Below are 21,454 nucleotides of genomic sequence, written 5' to 3' on the forward strand. Positions count from 1 at the left end.
CTCCGGTTCGGTGAGATGGAGCGTGATGTGATGATCGGCCACGGCGCTGCGATGGCCCTCAAGGAACGTCTGCTCGAAGAGTCCGACAAGGTAAACCAGTACGTCTGCGCCCACTGCGGCATGGTGGCGATGCTCGACAAGAAGCGGAATGTCACCAGATGCCTGAACTGCGGCAGCGAGACCGACATCTACTCGGTCGAGATGAGTTACGCGTTCAAACTCCTCCTCGACGAGATGAAGAGCATGGGCATCGCGCCGCGCCTGCGGCTTGAGGATATGGTATAAGGGGGGACAGATATGACAAGCCCGAAGAGAATTGGAAAGATCGAGTTCGGTATCCTCTCGCCCAAGGAGATCCGCCAGATGAGTGTGCGGAAGATCATCTGGGCCGACACCTACGACGACGACGGCTACCCGTACTCGCAGGGGTTAATGGACCTCCACCTCGGCGTCATCGATCCGGGGATGCGGTGCAAGACCTGTACACAGAAGGCGAGCGACTGTCCGGGTCACTTCGGCCACATCGAACTCGCAAAGCCGGTGATCCATGTCGGCTACACCCGGTTGATCCGGAAACTTCTCCGTGTGACCTGCCGGAGTTGCGGCAGGCTCCTCCTCTCCCCTGACGAGATCACGAAGATCGTCGGGACCGAGGAAGAGGAGAGCGGCGACCTGGTCACCGAGAAAGATATCAAGAAGGAACGGGTTTGCCCGTACTGCGGCGAGCAGCAGTTGAAGATCAACTTCGAGAAACCGACGACCTTCTCCGAGGTCGTCGTCACCCCCGACGACCAGGGAAAAGAGAAGAAGGAAGAGCACAAGCTGACGCCGGCCGACATCCGCGCCCGTCTTGAGCGTATCCCGAACGACGACCTCAAACTCCTCGGCATCGACCCCGAGGTCGCAAGGCCGGAGTGGACGATCCTCACCGTGCTCCCTGTGCCCCCGGTGACGATGCGCCCGTCGATCATTCTGGAAAACGGCCAGCGTTCCGAGGACGACCTGACCCACAAGCTCGTGGACATCATCAGGATCAACCAGCGTTTCAAGGAGAACCAGGACGCCGGCGCACCGCAACTGATCATCGAGGATCTCTGGGAACTTCTCCAGTACCATGTCACCACCTACATGGACAATGAGGTGGCAGGCTGCCCGCCGGCGCGCCACCGCTCAGGCCGCCCGTTAAAGACCCTCTCGCAGCGCCTGAAGGGTAAGGACGGCCGGTTCCGTGGCTCTCTCTCCGGCAAGCGCGTGAACTTCTCGGCCCGTACCGTCATCTCGCCGAGCCCCTTCCTCAGCGTGAACGAGGTCGGGATCCCCATGGCGATCGCCAACGAGATGACCATCCCGGTGCGCGTGACCTCGCAGAACATCGACGTCGCCCGTGTGTACGTGCGGAACGGAACAGGCCGGAAGGCCCTCACCGACCCGCCCGGCGCGAACTACGTGATCCGGTCTGACGAACGGCGCATCCGTATCTCCGACGAGAACAAGGACGACGTCGCAGACCAGCTCGAACTGGGCTGGACGGTGGAAAGGCAGATGCGGGACGGGGATATCGTGCTCTTCAACAGACAGCCGTCCCTGCACCGGATGTCGATCATGGGCCACCATGTCAAGATCATGGACGGGAAGACCTTCAGGCTGAACCCGGCCGTCTGCCCGCCATACAACGCCGACTTCGACGGCGACGAAATGAACCTGCACGTGCCGCAGACCGAGGAGGCAATGGCCGAGGTCGAGATCCTGGTCAATGTGCAGGAAAACATTCTCTCGCCCCGTTTCGGCGGCCCGATCATCGGCGGCATCCACGACCACATCTCAGGGATCTTCCTGCTGACCCACGAAGTGCGCTGGTTCACCAAGTCCGAGGCCCTCTACCTCCTCAAACACACGGGCGTCGAGCACCTGCCCGAACCCGGGAAGGTCGAGAACGGCGTGCCCTACTGGAGCAACAAGCAGGTCTTCTCCGTGATCATCCCTGACGACATCAACATGATCTTCAAGGCGTCGTCCTGCCAGCACTGCGATACCTGTAAGAAGGAACTCTGCGACCGCGATACCTACGTGAAGATCAAAGACGGCGAACTCGTCACCGGCACCATCGACAAAAAAGCGATCGGCGCATTCGACGGCGAGATCGTGAACAGGATCATCCGCCAGTACTCGCAGAAGAGGGCGGCGCAGTTCATCAACGACGTGACTCGCCTTTCAATCCGGGCCATCATGTTCGACGGCTTCTCCTTCGCCATCGACGACGAAGACCTGTCCAAGACAGATTACGGCCAGATCGAAGAAGTGCTCGACAACGCCGAGCGCGACGTCCGTCGCCGGATCCAGATCTATGAGGAAGGCCAGCTCGAACCGATGCCAGGCCGTACCGAGGAAGAGACCCTGGAAATGCAGATCATGCAGGTGCTCGGCAAGGCCCGTGACAGCACCGGTGAGATCGCATCCCGTCACCTCGGCCTCTCGAACTCGGCAGTGGTGATGGCCGTCTCGGGTGCTCGTGGTTCGATCCTGAACCTGACCCAGATGGCAGGGTGTGTCGGACAGCAGTCTGTCCGTGGTGAGCGTATCGTCCGTGGGTACGACAGGCGTACTCTCCCGCACTTCAAGCGGGACGACCGCGGCGCACCGGCCCACGGTTTTGTCCGGTCGTCGTACAAGAAGGGTCTCAACCCGACCGAGTTCTTCTTCCACGCCATCGGTGGCCGTGAAGGTCTCGTCGATACCGCAGTCAGAACGTCGCAGAGCGGGTACCTGCAGAGGCGGATGATCAACGCCCTGCAGGACCTGAAGGTCGAATACGACCGGTCTGTCAGGACGACCGGCGGGCGGATCCTCCAGTTCCAGTACGGCGAGGACGGCACCGATCCGACAAAGAGCAGTTATGGCGAACCTGTGGACGTGAAAGGCGCGATCGAGAACGTGCTCAAGGAGGAGATCTGATGGACGAGTCGATGCTGGCCACGATCCACGCGGCCGATCTCCCGGAAAGGACAAAGGAAGAACTGATCAAGGACCTTGAAGGGAAGGAGATCACCGCCGAACAGTTTACGGCGATCATGGAGAGTGTGGAGCGCGAGTTCAGGCGGACCAGGATCGAGCCCTGCGAGGCCTGCGGGGTCATCGCCGCCCAGTCCCTGGGCGAGCCCGGCACCCAGATGACGATGCGTACCTTCCACTACGCCGGTGTGGCCGAGATTAACGTTACCCTCGGTCTGCCCCGTCTTATCGAGATCATGGATGCCAGGAAGGAGCCTTCGACCCCGACGATGACGATCCACCTGGAGCCCGATTACCTGGCCGACCGTGACAAGGCCCGTGAAGTCTCCTGGCAGATCGAAGCGGCACCTCTCCACGAGTTCGGCGACATCGTCACCGACATGGCGAACATGAGGGTGGAGATGCACGTCAAAAAGGAGGTCTGCGACAAGAGGAAGATCGCGATGGCCGAGATCATGGAGAGGGCGCCGCAGAAGATCCGGGAGCGCCGCCATTACCGTGACTTCGAGTCCGAAGGGAACGCCGCAGACGGAGTGATCACCTTCACCCCGAAGAACGAGAGTTACCAGAACCTCTTCCAGCTTGCCGACCATGTCAGGAACGTGATCGTGCAGGGGATCGATGATATCGAGCGGGTGGTTGTCCGGAAGGAAGGAGGAGAGTATATACTTTATACTGAAGGCTCCAACCTAAAGGATGTGTTCGAGGTCGAGGGCGTTGACACCTCCCGTACCCGCACAAACAATATCAACGAGATTTCCCAGATCCTCGGGATCGAGGCCGCAAGAAATGCGATCATCGACGAAATGAAGAACACGCTCGGGGAACAGGGTATCTCGGTGGACGTGCGGCACATCATGCTCATCGCTGACATGATGTGCATGGACGGAGAGGTCAAGCAGATCGGCCGTCACGGTATCGCAGGCGAGAAGGAGAGTGTTCTCTCCCGTGCAGCCTTCGAAGTGACGGTCAACCACCTCCTCGACGCCGCGGTCGCAAGAGAATCTGATATTCTCAACGGTGTGACCGAGAACGTCATCGTCGGTCAGCCGATCCAGCTCGGAACCGGGGATATCAGATTAATTGCAAAACCCTTAAACCAGGAGAATTAATTATGGACTTTAACGAGTCTTTGAGAAGAGCCATCAAAACCGGCAAGGTCTTCCTTGGACAGAACGCAACTGAAGAATGTGTCAAGGCTGGTAAGGCCCAACTTGTCGTCATCGCCAAAAACTGCCCTGCAGCATTCAAAGAGGCCATGCTGGCCAGAGAGAGTGTTGTAAGTTACGTGTACAATGATTCTGGTGTCGAACTCGGAAAGGCCTGCGGCAAGCCGTTCGTTGTCAGTGCGCTTGCGGTTGTCGAACCGGGCGACTCAGACATCCTCAGCATCAAGAGGGCCTAGATGGCGGAAATAAAACTCACTGAAGACTGCATGCAGTTGATCTCCAAGTTCGAGAACATGACCGGCGCGGGAAGCCGGGACTGCATCATCGACGAGAGGAATGACCGCATCATCTTCGTCATCAATCCTGGCGACATGGGGCTCGCGATCGGGAAGAAGGGGACGACGATCAAGAAGGCCTCCGACGCCTTCGGCAAGAGGATCGAGGTCGTCGAGTATTCGGCCGACCCCGAGCAGTTCCTGAAGAACTGTTTCCTCCCGGCGCAGGTCACTTCGATCACCTTCGCCACGAACGAAGACGGAGAGAAGGTCGCCCTCATCGACGTGAAGCCCGATGACCGTGGCCTTGCGATCGGCAAGGAAGGAAAGAACATCTTCAAGGCAAAGAAGCTCGCCGGCCGGCAGCACGACATCGCTGATGTCCAGCTCGTCCAGGACGACGAGGGATTCTAAACCTTTCTCTTTTTCTTGGTCATCGGTCCAGGATAGACCGGATATATTTTATCCCACGGTGCAGAGGTCATCCTGATGAATATCACCTTCAGAAGCACGGTTCTCTTTGTCAGGGATATGGAACAGTCGAAGGCCTTCTACACCGACGTCCTCGGGCAGAAAGTGGAACTTGACCTCGGCGTGAATGTCGGGTTCGTTGGGGGGCTTGCCCTCTGGGACCGCACCTACGTGAACGACCTGCTGTACGTCGGGAAGATGCCGCCGGGCGAGGCGCCGGCCCCGCCGATGGAGGTCTATTTCGAGACGGCGGAGATCGAGGCGCTGGCCGGACGGGTCGCAGAGGCAGGTGTCCGTCTCCTCCACCCCCTGAAAGAGCAGCCATGGGCTCAGCGTGCGATCCGGTTCTTCGACCCTGACAGACACCTGGTCGAGGTGGCAGAGCCAATGCCGGCGGTGGTCGCACGCCTCGCGGCGGAGGGGTTGTCCGATGCCGCGATCAGCGAGCGGACGACTCTTCCGCCAGAGGTCGTGGCGGCGATGCTGGGGAGCGAGTGCTGTGACTGAGGTGCCCCTCTTCAGGGAGAGGCAGCACTTCACCCAGCCCTGGCTCTGGGCAGTCCTGCTCCTCATTGCAGGGGTCGCCTGGTGGGGAGCGGTGCAGCAGGTGTATTTCGGCGTCCCCTTCGGGAACAGGCCGGCGCCAGACTGGGGGATGGCCGGCATCGCCCTCCTCTTCGGAACGCTCTTCCCATTCTTCTTCGTCGTCCTCCATCTCACCGTCGAGGTGCGGGCAGGTGGGATCGCCTACCGGTACTTCCCCTTCCATCTCGGTTTCAGGGTGATCCCGGCGGAGGAGATCGTGCGCCTGGAGGCCTGCACGTACAGTCCCCTGAAAGAGTTCGGCGGATGGGGTATCAGGTGGGGCGCCGGTGGCTGGCGGGCCTATACGACCGGGGGCGATCGCGGGGTGCGGGTGTACCTGCAGGATGGGAGGAAGATTCTCTTCGGCAGCCGCGACCCCGAGGGGTTTGTCGCGGCGGTGCGGGCGGTGCAGGGGAGACGGACATAACGGGAAGGGATCCCGACCTTTTCTGGCGGATCTTCGATCTGCCATGCACGGCTGAAGTTTGCCAGAGCATGAAAATCGGCTCTGGAAAATTCCTTTTCTGGTGTGCCTTTGCCGGGGACTGCCTCGAAAGCCCCCGGCAGATAGTTTAGGGAAGGCGGTGAATCGATGGACTCCACCGGGGCAACCCCCCGGACAGCGAAAGCCTGCGGCTTTCTCGACTCCCTTCGGTCGTCCCCTCAGGATAGGAGTGGGATGGCAAGCTCCTTTCCTCGGATCTCCGGTCCTATCTTCCCGGGGCCTATCCTGAGTTTGGGGGTCCAGGGGCTGCGAACGGAGTGAGCACAAGAAAATCTCTGATTTTCGGCGTCAGTCCCCGGTGGACTGTTTGGGGAAGGCAGCGAATCTGCGGATTCCTCCGGCGGGCAAAGCCCCCTCATCTCTCGAAGATCTTCAATCTTCTCAAGCTCGCTATCGCTCGCACCCCGCCATTGGGATAGAGGTGAGACGGCAATCTCTCTTCTCAGGATATCTTGTTCGCTCTTCCCTCTTCTTATCCTGATTTTGAGTGACGACCGAAGGGGGCCGGCATACATTGAACTCGCGTCTCAGACCGTCCGTATCGTCACGGTGAAGGTCTTTTCTGCCGCGGCGTCGGGCGCCCCTGTCCTCACCCACAGGGCTCTGAAGGTGTACGTCCCCGGCCCGAGCGGTTCCACAGTCCATTCCTGTGTCCCCGGCGCCGTCTGCTCGTCGGTGACGACAAGACCGGTGCTGAGGTCTGTCCTCCATTCGTACCTGTCAAGTGTGTCGTACGGAAGGGTGACGATCACACGGCCCCCCTGGTTGACACTGACCGTCGTCCCATTCTCCTCCTCCCCGACCCGGACCGTGTCCGGGGCGCCGGTGCAGCCCGCTATGCAGACGGCAAGGACAAGGAGACCGATGGCGATCCAGATCTTCATCGGGCGGCATCTGCCTGCCCGGGACATAAGCCTTCCGGCGCCGGGATAGGTTTTTGCCCCCTGTACACAAACCAGACCTGTATGTGCCGCGCCGTCCGAATAGGGTGGCTGCGGAAAGCTCCGGCCCCTCCTCTTTCGGTGCGCCGGAGACACAGACAAAAGGTCGGAATCGTGATGGAATACCGTTTTGCAGACCGGATGTATCATGAACCGGAATCGTTTATCGAAGAACTCTTCCGGGTCTCGGGCGTTCCCGGCGTCATCTCCTTTGCCGGCGGGTTGCCCGACCCCTCTCTCATCGACGTGGAGGGGATCGGAAAAGCCGCTTCCGCGGTGATGGAGGAGGAGGGAGCGTGCGCCCTCCAGTACTCGACGACAGACGGCTACCTCCCGCTGCGCGAGTTCATCGCCGCGAGGTACAGAAAGCGCCTCGGCATCCCGGCAGAGGCGTCGGAGATCCAGATCGTGAACGGTTCGCAGCAGTGCCTCGACCTGATGGCGAAGATCTTCCTCAACCCGGGCGACGCCGTCGGCGTGGAGGGGCCGGGGTACCTCGGCGCCATCGAAGCCTTCTCCCTCTACGAACCCGCGATCCATGCCGTCCCCCTCGAAGAGGACGGCCCTGACCTCGACGCCTTCGAGGCGCTCGTCAGGGAACACGCCCCCAAGTACTTCTACGGCATCCCGAACTCCCAGAACCCGTCCGGCCTTACCTACTCGCAGGAGAAGAGGAAGGCGATCGCCGATATCCTCGAAGGGACGGGCACGGTCTTCTACGAGGACGACGCCTTCGGCGAACTCTTCTTCGACAAACACCCGCGCCTCCCGGTAAAGAGGTACCTCCCTGACGGTGCGGTGCTCTCCGGTTCGTTCTCGAAGACCGTCTCGCCGGGCATGCGGATAGGGTGGATCCTCGCCCCGGCACCTGTCCTGAAACAGTTCAATGTGGCGAAGCAGGCAGCCGACCTTCACTCCAACGTCCTCTGCCAGATGATCCTCCACCGGTACCTGACAGAGACCGACCTCGACGCCCATGTTGGTCGGATCTCCGCGGTGTACGGCAGGCGCTGCCGTCTCATGTGCGACCTCCTCGACGACGGGTTCCCGGCCGGGGTCACCCACACCATGCCGCAGGGCGGGATGTTCCTGCTCGTTTCCCTCCCTGACGGCGTCTCCGCGATGGATGTCTTCCATGAAGGAGTGAAGAAAGGCGTCGCCGTCCTGCCGGGCGTCCCCTTCTACGCAAACGGCGGCGGGGAGCACACCATCCGCCTGAACTTCTCCTGCGCCGACGAGGAGAGCATTACCGAGGGTATGGCGCGGCTGAAGGGCGTCATCGCCTCCTGTGTGTGAGTGAGGGCCGACCCCTCCCCTCAAAGCCTATATCCTAAGGCGTCAATGGTATGAGGCAATGCTCGACCTCTTCGCCATTCTCCTCACGATCGCCGGTCTCTGTCTCTTCGAGACGATTTCGTCGATCGACAATGCCATCATCAACGCCGAGGTGCTCGGCACGATGGGGGAGAGGGCGCGGCGGTGGTTCCTCGTCTGGGGCCTCCTCTTTGCGGTCTTCGTCGTGCGTGGCGTCCTGCCCTGGCTCATCGTCTGGGCGACGACACCGTCCCTCGGCCCCATCGGCGCTCTGACCGCCACCTTCTCCAATGATCCGGCGGTCATCGCCGCGATCGAGGAGTCGGCGCCCGTCCTTCTCATAGGAGGCGGCACCTTCCTCCTCTTTCTCTTCCTCCACTGGCTCTTTCTGGAGCCCAAGGAGTTCGGCATCAGGGGCGAACGCTACTTCGCGGAGAAAGGGGTCTGGTTCTACGCGACCGTCTCGGTGACCCTCGCCGCCATCGTCTGGTTCGCCCTCGAAACACGGCCCCTCATGGCCTTCGGCGCCGTCATGGGCTCGACGGCCTTCTTCATCGTTCAGGGCTTCAGGATGAACGCCGACATGAAGGAGAAGCAGCTCAAGGAGCAGCATATCTCCGACTTCAGCAAGATCTGCTACCTCGAAGTGATCGACGCCACCTTCTCCATCGACGGCGTCCTCGGCGCCTTCGCGTTCACTCTCTCTGTCCCTCTCATCATCATCGGGAACGGCCTCGGCGCCTTTGTGGTGCGGGAACTCACCATCAGGAACATCGACCAGATCAAGCGCTATGTCTTCCTCAAGAACGGCGCGATGTACTCCATCCTCTGTCTGGGTGCGGTCATGGTCCTGCACGCCTTCGGTGTCCCCGTCCCGTCCTTTGTCTCGCCGGTGATCACCTTCGGCGTCGTCGGCTACTTCCTCTACAAGTCGGTCAAGTTCGCCCGGTACATGGACCTGCGGCACGGGAATTAAGGGTGATGCGGGGAGGGGGCCGGTCCCCGTACTCCTCTCATTTTCGTCTCTGGAGAGTGCCTCTTCTGACGTGTCTGTGCCTGGGGGCTGCCGCTCGAAAACCTACGGTTTTCTCAAGGTCGCTATCGCTCTTTCCCAACTCGGTTGGCCCCGGAAAAAAGGAGCGGGAGACCCATACCGCGAAGATCCCCACTCTCCACAAAGCACATGAAGGAGGAAGATCAGGAGGAGGGACAGGCATGGGCGCAACATACGAAGAGTTCAGGAACCGGGTCGCCCTGGTCACCGGGGGGAGTTCGGGGATCGGGAGAGCCACAGCGGCTGCCTTCGCTGCGGAGGGGGCCAGGGTCGTGATCGGGAGCCGCCACCAGGAGACGGGGGAGCAGGCGGCGGCGATGATCCGGGACGCCGGCGGTGAGGCGCTCTGGATCAGGGCCGACGTATCCAGAGAAGAGGACGTCGAGAGTCTCGTCGCCGCAGTGACGGACACGTTCGGCAGGATCGACTACGCCTTCAATGCCGCCGGGGTTTCCGGCGCCATACGGTTCATCCCCATGCAGAGCGGCGGCGACTTCGACCACACTGTCGGGACAAATCTGAAAGGGGTCTTCCTCTCCCTGAAGTACGAGATCCCGGCGATGGTCCAGCACGGCGGCGGGGCGATCGTGAACATATCGGCCGTCTCCGGCATTCTCGGGTCGCCCGGGGCCTCGATCTATGCGGCGACGAAGAGCGCAAACCTCGCGCTCACGCGTGCGGCCGCACTCGAATTTGCGGGGTCCGGGATACGGGTCAATGCCGTCTGTCCGGGCGTCATCCAGACAGAGGGGCTGGACCGGACATGGCAGACGATACCGGGTGTCTCCATCGAGGGTGTGAAGAAGCAGGCCATGCAGGAGATCCCGGCCGGTCGCCTGGGACGTCCCGGCGAAGTGGCCGCCGCCGTCCTCTGGCTCTGCTCAGACGCCGCCTCCTATGTCACCGGGCAGGCGATCGTCGTCGACGGCGGTCTCTCGATCCGGTGACGCTCTCCGCACTTTTTTCGTCCTGCACGGCTCCTCCCTCTCGATCAGGCCGTCGCGGAGGTAGATCACCCGGCAGAAGTACCTGATATGCCAGTCCTCGTGGGTCACCATCACGATCGTCTGCCCGAACTCCTCGTTCAGGCGGGCGAAGAGGTCCAGGATCGTCGTCGAGGTCGCCGAGTCGAGGTTCGCGCAGGGTTCGTCGGCAAAGAGGATGGACGGCCTGTTCACCAGCGCCCGCGCGATCGCCACCCTCTGCTGCTCGCCGCCGGAGAGTTCGGCCGGGCGATGGTCCATCCGCCCCTCCAGTCCGACATCCCGGAGGATCTCCCTGCTCAGGCCGAGGCACTCCTCGCGGGGCACGCCCCGCACCAGGCAGGGGAGGACCACGTTCTCCTCCACCGTCAGTTCGGGGATGAGGGCATAGTCCTGGAAGACATAGCCCAGCCTGTTCAGCCGAAAACGCGTCTTCTCCCGGCCGGAGAGGGCGAGGACGTCGGTGCCGTCGATCGCAATCGCGCCCGCGGTCGGGACGTCGAGGAGGCCCATCGCGTGAAGGAGGGTGGACTTCCCCGACCCGCTCGCCCCCATGATCCCTACAAACTCGCCCTTCTCGATGGTGAAGGAGACGCCCCGCAGGGCGCGGACCGGTACCGCACCGAGCATGTACGTCCTGGCAAGGTCGTGGACGACGATCATGCCTACCCCCTCACGGCGTCCAGGATTGGTTCCTGCGCCGTCTTCCACGCCGGGATATAGCCGGAGACGAGCGAGACGGCAAAGAGGCCCGCGATGCTCCTGAGGATCTGCCCGGCTTCGAGCACCGGCCTGACGGCACCGCCGGGAAAGATGAGGGGGTTCGCGGTGAGGTACAGGGTGAGGAGAGCGGTAAAGGCGAGGCCGACGACCGTCCCGAGAGAGGCGATGACCGCAACCTGGATCACATAGGAGTTGATGATGATCCGCTCGTCTATCCCGATCGCCTTGAGGATCCCGATCTGCTTGCGCTTGCCCACCGTGCTGATGAATATGACGATGAAGACAACGACGACGGCGATGACGAGAGAGACCAGGGTCGAGATGGCGTTGATGATGTCGAAGCTCTGGATGGCGTCGGTCACGAAGCCCTGCGCCTTCTCCTGATAGGTCTTGATCGTCTCCTGGACGCCGAAACTCAGGAGGGCGACCTTCATCTCCTCCTCGTTCCCCTCCTCCGCGGTGCGGACCAGGACCTGGTTGGCCTGGTCGGAGATGCCGAGGACGTCCTCCATCTCAGCAGTGGTGACATAGGCCTGCCGGTCTGCCTGGACCGCCATCGTCTCGATGATCCCCTTCACCCGCATCTCCCGCGTCTCCCCGTTCACAAAGGTGACGAGCACGGAGTCGCCGACCTTCACCCCGCCGAGAGACTCTATCCTGTCCTTCGACTCGTCCTCCTCGCCGGCAAGGAGAACGCCGAGGACGATCCTGTCCCTGTCCCCGTCGGAGAGGAAGTCGCCCGACGTGACGGCGGTATGGAGGGTGGTCACCTCCTTCTCGTACTGCGGCGTGAAGGCGACGACTGTGCCGGGGATCGCCTTCCCCTTGTAGGTGAAGGTGGCGCCGACCTGGATATGAGGGGACGACCCTGCGACGCCGGGGACGCGGTCGATCTTCCTCTTCAGGGCGGCGACGTCGTCGATATAGAGATCGTTCTCCTTCGGTTCGACGACCAGGTTGCCGTAAGTGTAGTCGATCGACTGCCTGTTGAAGATCTCGACGACCCCGGAGATGATGGAGGGGAGAAAGACGAGGTTCACGAAGACCAGGGCGATGATCATGACGGTGAGGACGAAGGTCCCCCTGTTCCCGCGCCTGATCGAACGGGACGCAAGGAAGAGGGAGACACCGATGTCGGACACTCTTATCCCTCCTTCCTCCTCCGCAGCCACCAGACGATCGCAACGGCGGCAATAACCAGGACAACCACCCCGACGACGATGGGTGTTCGGTCGGGCGCCTCGACGGAGATGCTGAGGTCCTCGATCATGGTGTGCGCCCCCCGGTCGTCGCGCCAGTCGACGGTGAGAGTGTACGGCCTGTCCCCGGCATCGCCTGCCCGGAGGTTGAAGACGGCCGGGGCGTCGTTGTCAGGTTCGATCGTCCCGACAAAGGCCTCTTTCGTCCCCTCGAAGGGGAGGTCGACCGTCGCCCGCACCGAGGTGGCGTCGTCGGTGCCGGTGTTCTCGATCCTGATGATCAGGGTGAGGGGACTGCCGGCAGAGGGCCGCACCGGGTCGGTGGAGAGGGAAGCGATCCCCATCTCGGCCTGCCCTGTCACCTGCACCCCGACAGACTCGGTCCTGGCGACCTTCGCGGCGTCGGGCGTGACGTAGGTGAGGGAGACCGGGATCACCTGCAGGCCTGTCGGCGTCCGCCGGTCGGTCGCAAAGGAGAGGTTGAACCGCGCGGCGTCCCCGGGTTCGAGGTGCTCGACATAGTAGTGTTCGGGGGAGAGGGAGACGATGGATGTGGCGTTGGAGGGCGAGACCTGCACGGAGAGGTCGTTTGCCCGGGAGAGCCCGGTGTTTTCCAGGAGGAGGGAGAGGGAGAAGGTCTCGCCGGGCACCACCCGGTCGGGTGCGGTCCGCGCGACAGAGACGGCAGGTTGTGCAATGAGGGCGTACCGGGAGTTCACGTTCACCGGGACGGGATATTTGACGCTCCTCGCCCCCTGTACCCGGACCCAGACCTCGGGGAAGTAGAGGCCCTCCTCCTCGGGCGCCTGGACGAGGAAGGTGAGGGTGACGGACTGGCCCGGCCCGACCTCGCCGACGTCCCCGTAGTCCCCGGAGATCACCTTCAGGCCTTCACCCTTGAGGTAGACGCTCTCGATAAAGGCATTGATGGCGGTGCTCCTCGTCTCTGTCCTGGTCCCGCTCGCGCTGCCGGCATAGGTGTCGGTCTCCGTCATTGTCGCCTGCCCGGCGGTGTTCGTAAGGTTCACCGTGATCGTGCCCTGCCCCCCGGGCATGAGCACCTCCGGGGTGACGGTGTAGCCGGTGACGACCACGGTCGGTTCCCCGGCGGCGGCATGGCCTACCAGCAACAGGACCAGGACTGACACGATGACGGCGCATGTTCTCAAAATCTCCCCCGCACCCGCATGGACAGGTCGGACATATAGGAGTTGCGCCGCCCGGAGGAAGCACTATACCCGATCCCCTCCAAGAGGGGAGAGACCATGGACCCGACAACGGCAGAGATAGGATGGGTCGTCCTGGCACAGGCATATCTCGGCGGCCTCGAACCCCTGATGCATGCCGCTTCGGCGCTCGGGATCCCCTTTTTCTTCTTTGTGACTGCGGCGGTCTGGTGGTGTGCAAGCCCGCGGGCAGGCCTGAGGCTCGGCCTTCTCCTCGCGGTCTCCGGCGGGATCAATGCCGCCGCAAAACTCTTTTTCCATACGCCGCGGCCATACTGGCTGAGCGCGGGGGTGCAGGCCCATGCCGTCGAACCCACCTTCTCCATGCCCTCGGGACATGCCCAGAATGCGGTCTGTTTCTGGGGATATGCGGCCTTCCTCGTGCGGGAGAGGTGGTTTTCCGCTGTCGCCGTCGGCATCATCGCCCTCACCGGCATCTCCCGCGTCGTCCTCGGGGTCCACTTCCCGGGCGACGTCCTTGTCGGGTGGGTTCTCGGGGCCGCGATACTCCTCGTCTTTATCGTTCTGGAGGGTCCCGCCGCAGCCTGGATCGGAAAATATTCCCCTGCAAAGCAGGCAGGGCTTGCATTCTCAGGGTCTCTCCTCCTTCTGGCTCTCTCAGCAATCCCCTCTCTCCTCTTCAGGGCGCCGATCCCCGAGGCCTGGGTCCTGACGGCCGCCGCACCCGTCGATCCCTGGGACCTCTCGAATGCCCTGTACGCGGCCGGCGCCGTCTTCGGCATCGGCGCCGGGGCGGCATGGGAAGGAGGGAGGTTCTCGGCCGGAGGCGGTCTCCGGACGCGGGCCGCACGACTGATCATCGGGATCGCGGGGGCGGCCCTCATCTGGGCCGTAACGATCCCTCTCATCGCGGCAGAACCGGGACCGGCAGTTTCGGCAGCCACCTACCTCCGGGCCGCAGCCCTCGGCCTCTGGATCTCGGGCGCCGCCCCCGGGCTCTTCGCCCGCCTCGGCATTGCGGAGTAGGGCAGGGTGCAGGAGACTTTCAACAGCCGGGCCCGGTCAGATCTCCCGAAAAGTGAAGGAATGTCCACGGAGATGCGAGAAAATATCGCGCCGCGGAGAGAAATGATTTAATCCATGGTGCTCCTTTCACGGGTATGTTCCGGATGGGGGGGTATGTTCCATGACGGCACAGGCGGCCGCCGCAGTATCGCACCTTCTTCTTCTCCTGGCGCTGCTCTGCATGCCGGCAGGGGTGGCGGGCCTGCAGGTCGGCGTTGAGGAAGCGCCGCCCGACACGGTCGCGGAGGGAGAGGTCGTCGACTTCACGATCACGCTCTCGGGGATCCCGCCCGCGGCCGACACTGTCATCGTCGACACCGACCTCGTGCAGCAGGGAGACACGCCCCTCCTCTCGCCGTCGGGAGGGGGAGGGAATGCCACCAACACCACGCCCGCCTCCCTCCCTGTGCCGGCAGGGGGAAGCGGCCTCTCCATCCGCATCCACGGCCAGGCCCCGGCAGTCACGAAGGTCACCCAGTGCGGCGCCGTGACCCTCACCACCTACGACCCGAAGAGAAGCGGGTACGCCTATTACCGGGTGCGGTTCACCGACGAGAAGGGGCGGCCCCTCGCGGAGAGCGACACCAGACTCTTTTCCATCGCGGTCGATGCCGTGGACGAGTTCAGGGCCAAACTGAACCAGATATCGGATCCCTTCATGAGGACGTACCTCCAGGACCTCTTCGAGAAGGGCCTTGTCAATGAAGCGAACGCCCTTGCCGACTACGAAATGTCACGCGGCGCGGGGGTGCCGCTCATCTGGACGGTCGGCGGGATCGTCCTCACCGCTGTCCTGGCACTGATCGCCGGGATATGGATAGGCGGACGGGAATCAGGGGGGAATGAAGAATGAACGGGGCACAACCTTCAGGGCCGCCCCTCCAGTTGCCGACAGACCTGACGATCTGCGGGCTCGGAGGGTGCGGAAAGAAACTGGTCGGGGAGATCTGCAGGCAGGAATGGTTCCTGCAGCACTATTCCCTGGGCGGCCGGCACCTCTCCGTCTACACGATGGACACCGACGCCAACGAGAGGTACCAGGACGAAAGGCAGCGCGACGAGGTGCTCGGCACGGTGGAGTCCTTCGGCGGGCGGGGCAACGTCGAATACGACACCCTGTACCTCCCGAACCTGGCAAACATCAGCCAGGTCTCCGACCTTGCCGGCCTGGACATCGCCGAGAAGATCAAGGCCACCAAGTCTGAACCCGGCACGAGGGTCTGGTGGCTGAACGACCCGGCCGAGAAGGGCCTGCACTTCGACGAACTCAGGACGATCGACCCCTTCGTCACCGACGACTTCGGCGGCGGAGTGCACAGGCGCCGGGCGATCTCCAAGGCGATCTTCTACAAGGTGATCAACGAGGGCCAGGCCGGCGGTTTCCCGATGTTCTCCACGATGGGGACGACCGCCATCGTCGTCGGCCTCGGCGGCGGGACGGGTTCGGGGATGTTCATCGACCTCGCCCGGTATATCAGGGGGCAGCGCGGCGAGACCGCGCAGATCTGGCTCTTCGTCGTCCTCCCGACCACCGTCGAGGGGGAGAAGGAGCAGTTGAACGCCGCTGTCGCCCTGACAGAACTTGAATACCTCAACCAGACAGAGCGCCTCTTCAACTACATCGTGCTCACCTCCCTCGGCCCGACCGGGTACAAGAAGGGAGAGGAGGCTCGCGAGGAGGTGCACGAGTTCGACGCCGTCTTCCCGTACATCTTCACGAACTTCCTCCACCTCGAAAAGGGGGACATCAACATCGGGGACGCCAAAAAACCATATTCCTCGTTCATCCTCGCCGATGCACATATCATCACCTACCCGGTCGAGGAACTGAGGACCTTCAAGGACCAGTACGAGGTGATCATCGGCGAGATGGAGGAGATCACCGCGAGCAGGAAGAGACTGAACCTCGCGGTCGGCGACCTCCTCGACGAGATCGGGCGGACGAAGGAGGCCCCGCCGACGCGGAGCGACTTCGACTACATCAAAAAGGAGTTCGGCACCATCGAGAAGGTCTGGCGGAACGAGATCGGCAGACTGCTCGACTACCAGACCAACATCGCCGTCGAGTTCTTCATCGAGAACAACATCCCCGCGGAACTCCGCCTGGACATGGTCAGGACATTCGACGACCTCGTCGGGTTTATCTCGCGGGTCAAGAACTTCGCCCAGGCGGTAAAGGAGGAGGAACTGAAGGACGACATCGACAGGAAACTCTTCAGGATCCTGCCCGAGGCCTTCCAGGCCCTGGAGACGACGGCGCGGATCTTCAAGAGGATCGCGGCTGTCGAGGACGAGGCGATGCACGCCGCCCTGATGGAGACACTGAAAGGGAGAGAGGAGGTCGCACCCTATATCCGCGACCTCGCCGCCCGCCGGAAAGAGGTGCAGGAGGAGATCCACCTCCTTGATGCCGGGATGCAGGAGAAACAGGGCGACCTTGATCGGATGAACGCCCGCCGGGAGAGCATGGAGAAGTCGGCAGACCAGACACTCTCGGGCACCGACATCCTCCTCGACCAGTACGTCACCCTGAAGGAAAAGGTCCAGGCGGTCGAAGGGCCGGAGAAAGGGTTGCAAGAGGCGATCAACAGGGGCATCACGGCCCTCAGGAAAGGGGAAGTGAAGGCCGCGGACAGGGATACGTGGCTGCGGGCCGCGGAGGTCCCCGAGGTCCAGCGCGACATCGCCGCCGTCGCCCACGACATCGACGAAAACCTCTCCGGCCTCGCCGAGCTTGTCGAGACGATCGCCCTCTATTATTACCACGACATGCGGGTCAGGAGGATCGACGCAGGCGGCATCGGGTCGAAGATCATCGGGTTCATCAACAAAAAACCGGCGCGGGAAAGGAAGAAGTACGACGCTCTCCGGAGGGAGAACGAGGAGTTCATCAAGGCGAACGCACGCTACTGGAACCTCAGGATCGACGCCCCCTTCGACCTGTACCTCCCCGGCGACTTCATCAGTTCGAGTCTCGGGAAGCGGGCCGACGAGTTCAGGAAAAAGATCACCGACGCGGTCTTCGCGCATGTTCCTGTCGACGACCCCGCCGGCGTTGCGGCGATCTTCGAGGCAGGCGACCGCGGCACGATCCGCTCGGCCCTCAGGGAACGCCTGGTCTCAGGTCTCCTCGTGCAGGAGCAGTTTTCGGAGAAATACTCGGGGCAGGAGGGCGAGGTGCTGGAGATCAAAAGGCACCTCGACGCGAAGAAGGCGTTCCAGACCGCCCTGATACGCACCGAGGAGGTGGCCGACGGGACCTTCCCGCACCGCCGGGACATCAACAAACACTACAAGGTCTTCTTTTCGACGGTCGTGCGTGTCAACGAGCAGAAAAGCCACGACACCATGACAAAAAAAGGGATGTACATGACGAGGTTCGGGGAGATCAACCCGCGGATCCTCTCCCTGATCCGCGAGGACTCTTCCTTACGCGACCTGGACTGGGACGACAACGGCCGGCGGGAACTGGACAAACTCATCGCCGAGATCACGGCGACCTACAAGCACCTCATCGACAACTACAAACTTGGCATCCACAACCTGATGATCCCGATCAGCGCCACCGAGAGATGGAACTTCGGGAAAGCGGGCCTGGTGGTCGCCACGCCGTCGGACTATATCGCACGGACCATCACCAGCGCACGGGTCGGCGACCAGATGACCCGCGAGATCAACGAGACTCTCGCCCTGCGAAACATCAACGACTCGCGGCTGGTCACGCACGGCCATGCACGCCCCTGGGAGATCGCCCTCACCTTCGTCGTCGCCGCCGGGTTCCTGGACAACATCTCGCCCCTCATCGCAGGCGGCGGGTACTGGGAGATCTACGAGAAGAACAGGGACAACATCCTCCATCATGTCCTCAGGATGCACGAAGGTGAATATATCACCAGAAAGGCGCTTCTGGACCTGAAAGACGCGGGCAAAATGTCGAACCAGGAGAAGAAAGGGGATAACGTCTCGGGCACGGTCCTGGGGCTGTACACGATCCGGGGGATCAGGGAGGCGCTCCCCAGATGAGGGTGCGGTACAGGGACAGGCTGGTCCGGGAGGGGGCGATCGCCGCGGTCGGCCTCGCCCTCTCTGTGGCGCTGTTCCTGGTCGCGCCCCCGGCCCTGGCCGGACCGCTGCCGCCCCTCCTTTCGTACTTCCTCGGTTTCTTCATCGGCCTTCTTATCCCGGCATCGTGCGGCCTCCTGATCGAGGAGAGGTCCAGGAAAGGGGGAGAGATCGTCCTTGCACTCCTCGCACCCCTCGCCGCCGCATATCTCGCCGGGTCGCCCGCGGTCGCGGCCGTCGCCGCGGGACTGCTTGCAGGAGCGACGGCAACGGCCCTCTCTTTTTTCCAGAACCGCTTCGACACGCTCGCCGACGCCGTCCGTCTCGCCACAAAACTCTTCCTCGTCACCCTCGGAGTTTCCATCCTCCTCCTCGCCTCCTGGGACCGGGCCCTCCTGACGGCCGGGGGGATCGCCATCCTCATCGCCCTCGGCCTCCTCGCCGGGTGGTCGGTCAGGGGTGCGGGGGCCCCGGAGATCGTCATACTCGGCCCTGCCAGGTCGGGGAAGACCCTCCTCTTCCTCGCCCTGTATAGCCTCTTTGTCAGAGAGTTCGCGGGCAGGCGGCAGGAGGTGATCCTGGGCCCCGACGAAGAGGCGATGCGGGTCGAAGACCTCCTGTCAGGCCTGGAGGGCGGGCGCCTCCCGAACCCCACAGGGGAGGACGACCTGGCCTTCTACCTCCTGTCAGGAAAAAAATACGGGTTCGTTCCCATCGAGACGGGCATCGTCGACTATGCCGGGCGGTACACGGCCGCACTCGACCCGGCGCACCATGCCGCGGCCGCCGCCAGGATCGCCGCCGCGATCGGGGTCGACGAAGAGAGCGTCAGGGTACATATCGGCAGTTTCGGGTACCTGAAACGGTTGAATGAGAACCATAGCGGCGCCATCAGTGGTGTCATGGACGCCGTCGTCGCTGCCTGCCTGTACCGCCGCATGGAGACGGCCGGGAAGATCCTCTTTCTCATCGACGGCGACCAGATCGTCAACTTCCATGCACGGGGGAGGGAGGAGTTGACGCACCTTTTTGGGTATTACTCGCGACTGATGGACCTTTTCGGGGGCGACCGGGTCTACGGATTTGTCGTGACAAAAACCGACAGGATCACAAACATCAAGGACATCGAAGACACCTCGGAGGAGGCGGCGCGGATCGAAAGGGAGATCTACGAGTCCCTCCTCAGGGTCAGCACCTTCCACGAGATCCACAACCGCGCCCTCTCGGTCCCGGTCTCCTTCTTTGCGGTGAGCGTCGACGCAATGCTGGAACCCGGAGAGGGGAGGGACGCACTCCGCCAGATCTATCCCTGGAGGGTGGGCGAGGTCGTGAGGTTCGGGTTCTGAGGGGGGCATGAACAGGAGAACAGAGACTATCATCGCCCTCCTCTTCGGGGCGTTCCTCCTCGCCGCGGTCCTGGCCACCGCCCCGCCCGGCGGGGAAGGCACCGTAGATACACCGGTGCCGACGACGCCAACACCGGCACAGACGACGCTCCCCTCGCCGACAACGCTGGCGGCCGGCGAGATCTTCAGGTACACCTCGGAAGATTTCGAGAACCGGACCTTCACCGTCCCGGTGGACCTGACGACGCCGCCGATGGAGATCGAGTACACCGTGCAGCCGCGGCTGGTCGCCCGGACAGGGGATCCCTCCCGCCTCTCCCCTTCACCAGACTCCTGGTTCGTCGTCAGGGTCTTCGACGGCGAGGGCGACCTCGTCGCAGAGAACGGGTACGGCCTGCCGGCAGGAGAGAAGGGGTCTTTCGCCCAGAACGAGAAGGGGGGCATGAAGGTCTATGCGGCAGGGCAGTATACCGTCGTGATCAGGTTCAACGAGATGATCGTGGATGTCGTCGCCACGTTGGGGAGATGAGACGGGATCAGATCCCGCCCCGCCTCCTCTTCCAGACTTCGAGGAGACCGAAACACCCGGTGAGCATCATGTCTCCGAAGGGCGACGCCTGGCACGCGTCGGGCAGGAGACGCATCCTGTTCGGGCCGGTGACGGCGACCGGGGTCGCGCCCGTCGCCTCCCTGACCGCGGCGCCGTGCCCGCCGTCCTCGAAGATCTCTTCGTTCGTGAGGGTACCCTCCTGGAGTTTCCTGAGGTACAGTTTCAGTTTTTCCGGGTCGAGAGAGGAGGTGTGGTGCTCGAAGATACCGCAGACGCGGCCGCCCTTCAGGGTGAAGGCGAGGGTGTGGCCGTTGCCGGCGTTCACAAGAGTCACACCTTTTTCGGCCATTTCGGCCACCCGGGGGTCGAGGAGAGTCCCGATCGCCGCCACTGGGCCCGTGTCGGTGATGAGGGCGCCGGGGGCGCCTTCGAGGACCGCCCGCATCCGGGACATCGAGGGGTGCGGCGGGTCGGGGGCAAGGGCGAAGAGGTCCCAGTCCCCTTTCTCCAGCAGATCCAGGAAGACCGCAAAGCGGTGGATGCGATTGGAGGTCTTCGGCGCGAAGCCATGGTCCTGCACCGCGATCGCGATCCTTTCCGGATAGGGCACGCCAAAGAGGGAGAGGGCCGACCGCAGTTCGGCTTCCATGTAGTCGGCCGTCCGCACCGTCACCGCACCCGCCGGCGCCGTCTCGGTGATGACGACGCCGAGCGCCCGCACGCGGTCGGGATCGTCGTGGATGGTGAGCGCCGCCGCAGGGGTGGCACTGACAGGGACCCCGGCGGCAAGGGCCTTCTGCACGGCCATGACAGTCCCGCCGCCGCCCATGCACCTGCCTTCCAGGTGGACGGCACGATCCGAGCGTGCGGCCTCGCGGATGGCGGTGCCGACGACGACCGTCGGGGAGGGGAGGACGAGTTTCACCGAATTCTCGACCGGTTGACCGGGGTCATACAGGAGGACGTCCTGTGTCCCCCGGCCCACGTCGATCGCAAGAATGCGGCGGTCGCTCACC

19 protein-coding genes and 1 pseudogene are annotated in these 21,454 nt (G+C 62.9%); 15 read left to right on the forward strand and 5 right to left on the reverse strand.

Annotated elements, in window-relative coordinates; translation table 11 throughout:
- The 7 genes and pseudogenes from BP869_RS08295 to BP869_RS08325 all read left to right on the forward strand — a co-directional run.
- Positions 1-285, forward strand: a pseudogene (locus BP869_RS08295) (DNA-directed RNA polymerase subunit B); the annotation flags it as partial.
- 12 nt (positions 286-297) lie between these two features.
- Positions 298-2,952, forward strand: coding sequence for a DNA-directed RNA polymerase subunit A' (locus BP869_RS08300; protein ID WP_342678622.1), 2,655 nt, complete (start codon positions 298-300; stop codon positions 2,950-2,952).
- A gap of 11 nt (positions 2,953-2,963) precedes the next feature.
- Positions 2,964-4,121 carry a DNA-directed RNA polymerase subunit A'' gene (gene rpoA2, locus BP869_RS08305; protein WP_394339039.1) on the forward strand — a complete coding sequence of 386 codons (1,158 nt, stop codon included), beginning with the start codon at positions 2,964-2,966 and terminating at the stop codon, positions 4,119-4,121.
- Between the two features lie 2 nt (positions 4,122-4,123).
- Entirely contained in the window at positions 4,124-4,414 is a 291-nt protein-coding gene (locus BP869_RS08310; protein ID WP_067049101.1) for a 50S ribosomal protein L30e, read from the forward strand.
- Positions 4,415-4,867, forward strand: a complete 453-nt coding sequence (locus BP869_RS08315) for a NusA-like transcription termination signal-binding factor (RefSeq protein ID WP_067049098.1) — start codon at positions 4,415-4,417, stop codon at positions 4,865-4,867.
- Between the two features lie 75 nt (positions 4,868-4,942).
- A complete protein-coding gene (locus BP869_RS08320; protein ID WP_342678627.1) occupies positions 4,943-5,431 on the forward strand; it encodes a VOC family protein in 489 nt (162 codons plus the stop codon).
- Positions 5,424-5,936 carry a DUF6141 family protein gene (locus tag BP869_RS08325; RefSeq protein WP_342678629.1) on the forward strand — a complete coding sequence of 171 codons (513 nt, stop codon included), beginning with the start codon at positions 5,424-5,426 and terminating at the stop codon, positions 5,934-5,936. Before BP869_RS08320 ends, BP869_RS08325 begins: the two co-directional genes overlap by 8 nt.
- Before the next feature lie 605 nt (positions 5,937-6,541).
- Here BP869_RS08325 and BP869_RS08330 read toward each other — a convergent pair.
- The gene (locus BP869_RS08330; RefSeq protein WP_342678631.1) at positions 6,542-6,898 is read right to left on the reverse strand and encodes a protease inhibitor I42 family protein; all 357 of its coding nucleotides are present in this window, start codon (positions 6,896-6,898) and stop codon (positions 6,542-6,544) included.
- A gap of 174 nt (positions 6,899-7,072) precedes the next feature.
- Between BP869_RS08330 and BP869_RS08335 the strand changes: the two genes are divergently transcribed.
- The 3 genes from BP869_RS08335 (at position 7,073) to BP869_RS08345 (ending at position 10,270) form a co-directional block, all read left to right on the forward strand.
- On the forward strand, positions 7,073-8,251 hold the full coding sequence (locus BP869_RS08335) for a PLP-dependent aminotransferase family protein (RefSeq protein ID WP_342679130.1): 1,179 nt from the start codon (positions 7,073-7,075) through the stop codon (positions 8,249-8,251).
- Positions 8,252-8,309: 58 nt separating this feature from the next.
- On the forward strand, positions 8,310-9,245 hold the full coding sequence (locus BP869_RS08340) for a DUF475 domain-containing protein (protein ID WP_342678632.1): 936 nt from the start codon (positions 8,310-8,312) through the stop codon (positions 9,243-9,245).
- Positions 9,246-9,484: 239 nt separating this feature from the next.
- Entirely contained in the window at positions 9,485-10,270 is a 786-nt protein-coding gene (locus tag BP869_RS08345; protein ID WP_342678634.1) for a glucose 1-dehydrogenase, read from the forward strand.
- Here the strand turns inward: BP869_RS08345 and BP869_RS08350 are convergent.
- The 3 genes from BP869_RS08350 to BP869_RS08360 are packed head-to-tail and all read right to left on the reverse strand — an operon-like array spanning position 10,205 to position 13,376.
- On the reverse strand, positions 10,205-10,969 hold the full coding sequence (locus tag BP869_RS08350) for an ABC transporter ATP-binding protein (RefSeq protein WP_342678636.1): 765 nt from the start codon (positions 10,967-10,969) through the stop codon (positions 10,205-10,207). The genes BP869_RS08345 and BP869_RS08350 overlap by 66 nt on opposite strands.
- 2 nt (positions 10,970-10,971) lie before the next feature.
- Positions 10,972-12,171, reverse strand: coding sequence for an ABC transporter permease (locus tag BP869_RS08355; RefSeq protein WP_342678638.1), 1,200 nt, complete (start codon positions 12,169-12,171; stop codon positions 10,972-10,974).
- A gap of 2 nt (positions 12,172-12,173) precedes the next feature.
- Positions 12,174-13,376, reverse strand: coding sequence for an S-layer protein (locus BP869_RS08360; RefSeq protein ID WP_342678640.1), 1,203 nt, complete (start codon positions 13,374-13,376; stop codon positions 12,174-12,176).
- A 117-nt stretch (positions 13,377-13,493) separates the two neighbouring features.
- On the opposite strand from BP869_RS08360, the gene BP869_RS08365 reads away from it, so the two are divergent.
- From BP869_RS08365 to BP869_RS08385, 5 genes are all read left to right on the forward strand, one after another.
- On the forward strand, positions 13,494-14,441 hold the full coding sequence (locus BP869_RS08365) for a phosphatase PAP2 family protein (RefSeq protein ID WP_342678642.1): 948 nt from the start codon (positions 13,494-13,496) through the stop codon (positions 14,439-14,441).
- 160 nt (positions 14,442-14,601) lie between these two features.
- Entirely contained in the window at positions 14,602-15,333 is a 732-nt protein-coding gene (locus BP869_RS08370) for a hypothetical protein (protein WP_342678644.1), read from the forward strand.
- Positions 15,330-18,503: a tubulin-like doman-containing protein gene (locus tag BP869_RS08375; protein WP_342678645.1), complete on the forward strand. Its 3,174-nt coding sequence runs from the start codon at positions 15,330-15,332 to the stop codon at positions 18,501-18,503. Before BP869_RS08370 ends, BP869_RS08375 begins: the two co-directional genes overlap by 4 nt.
- On the forward strand, positions 18,500-19,888 hold the full coding sequence (locus BP869_RS08380) for a hypothetical protein (protein ID WP_342678646.1): 1,389 nt from the start codon (positions 18,500-18,502) through the stop codon (positions 19,886-19,888). The genes BP869_RS08375 and BP869_RS08380 overlap by 4 nt, the downstream gene beginning before the upstream one ends.
- Before the next feature lie 7 nt (positions 19,889-19,895).
- Complete coding sequence (locus BP869_RS08385; RefSeq protein ID WP_342678648.1) at positions 19,896-20,417, forward strand: hypothetical protein; 522 nt, start codon at positions 19,896-19,898, stop codon at positions 20,415-20,417.
- Positions 20,418-20,424: 7 nt separating this feature from the next.
- Here the strand turns inward: BP869_RS08385 and BP869_RS08390 are convergent, their stop codons facing one another.
- On the reverse strand, positions 20,425-21,453 hold the full coding sequence (locus tag BP869_RS08390) for a DUF1786 domain-containing protein (protein ID WP_342678650.1): 1,029 nt from the start codon (positions 21,451-21,453) through the stop codon (positions 20,425-20,427).
- Position 21,454 lies beyond the last annotated feature (1 nt).

The organism is Methanofollis sp. UBA420, from assembly GCF_002498315.1.
Classification (GTDB): domain Archaea; phylum Halobacteriota; class Methanomicrobia; order Methanomicrobiales; family Methanofollaceae; genus Methanofollis.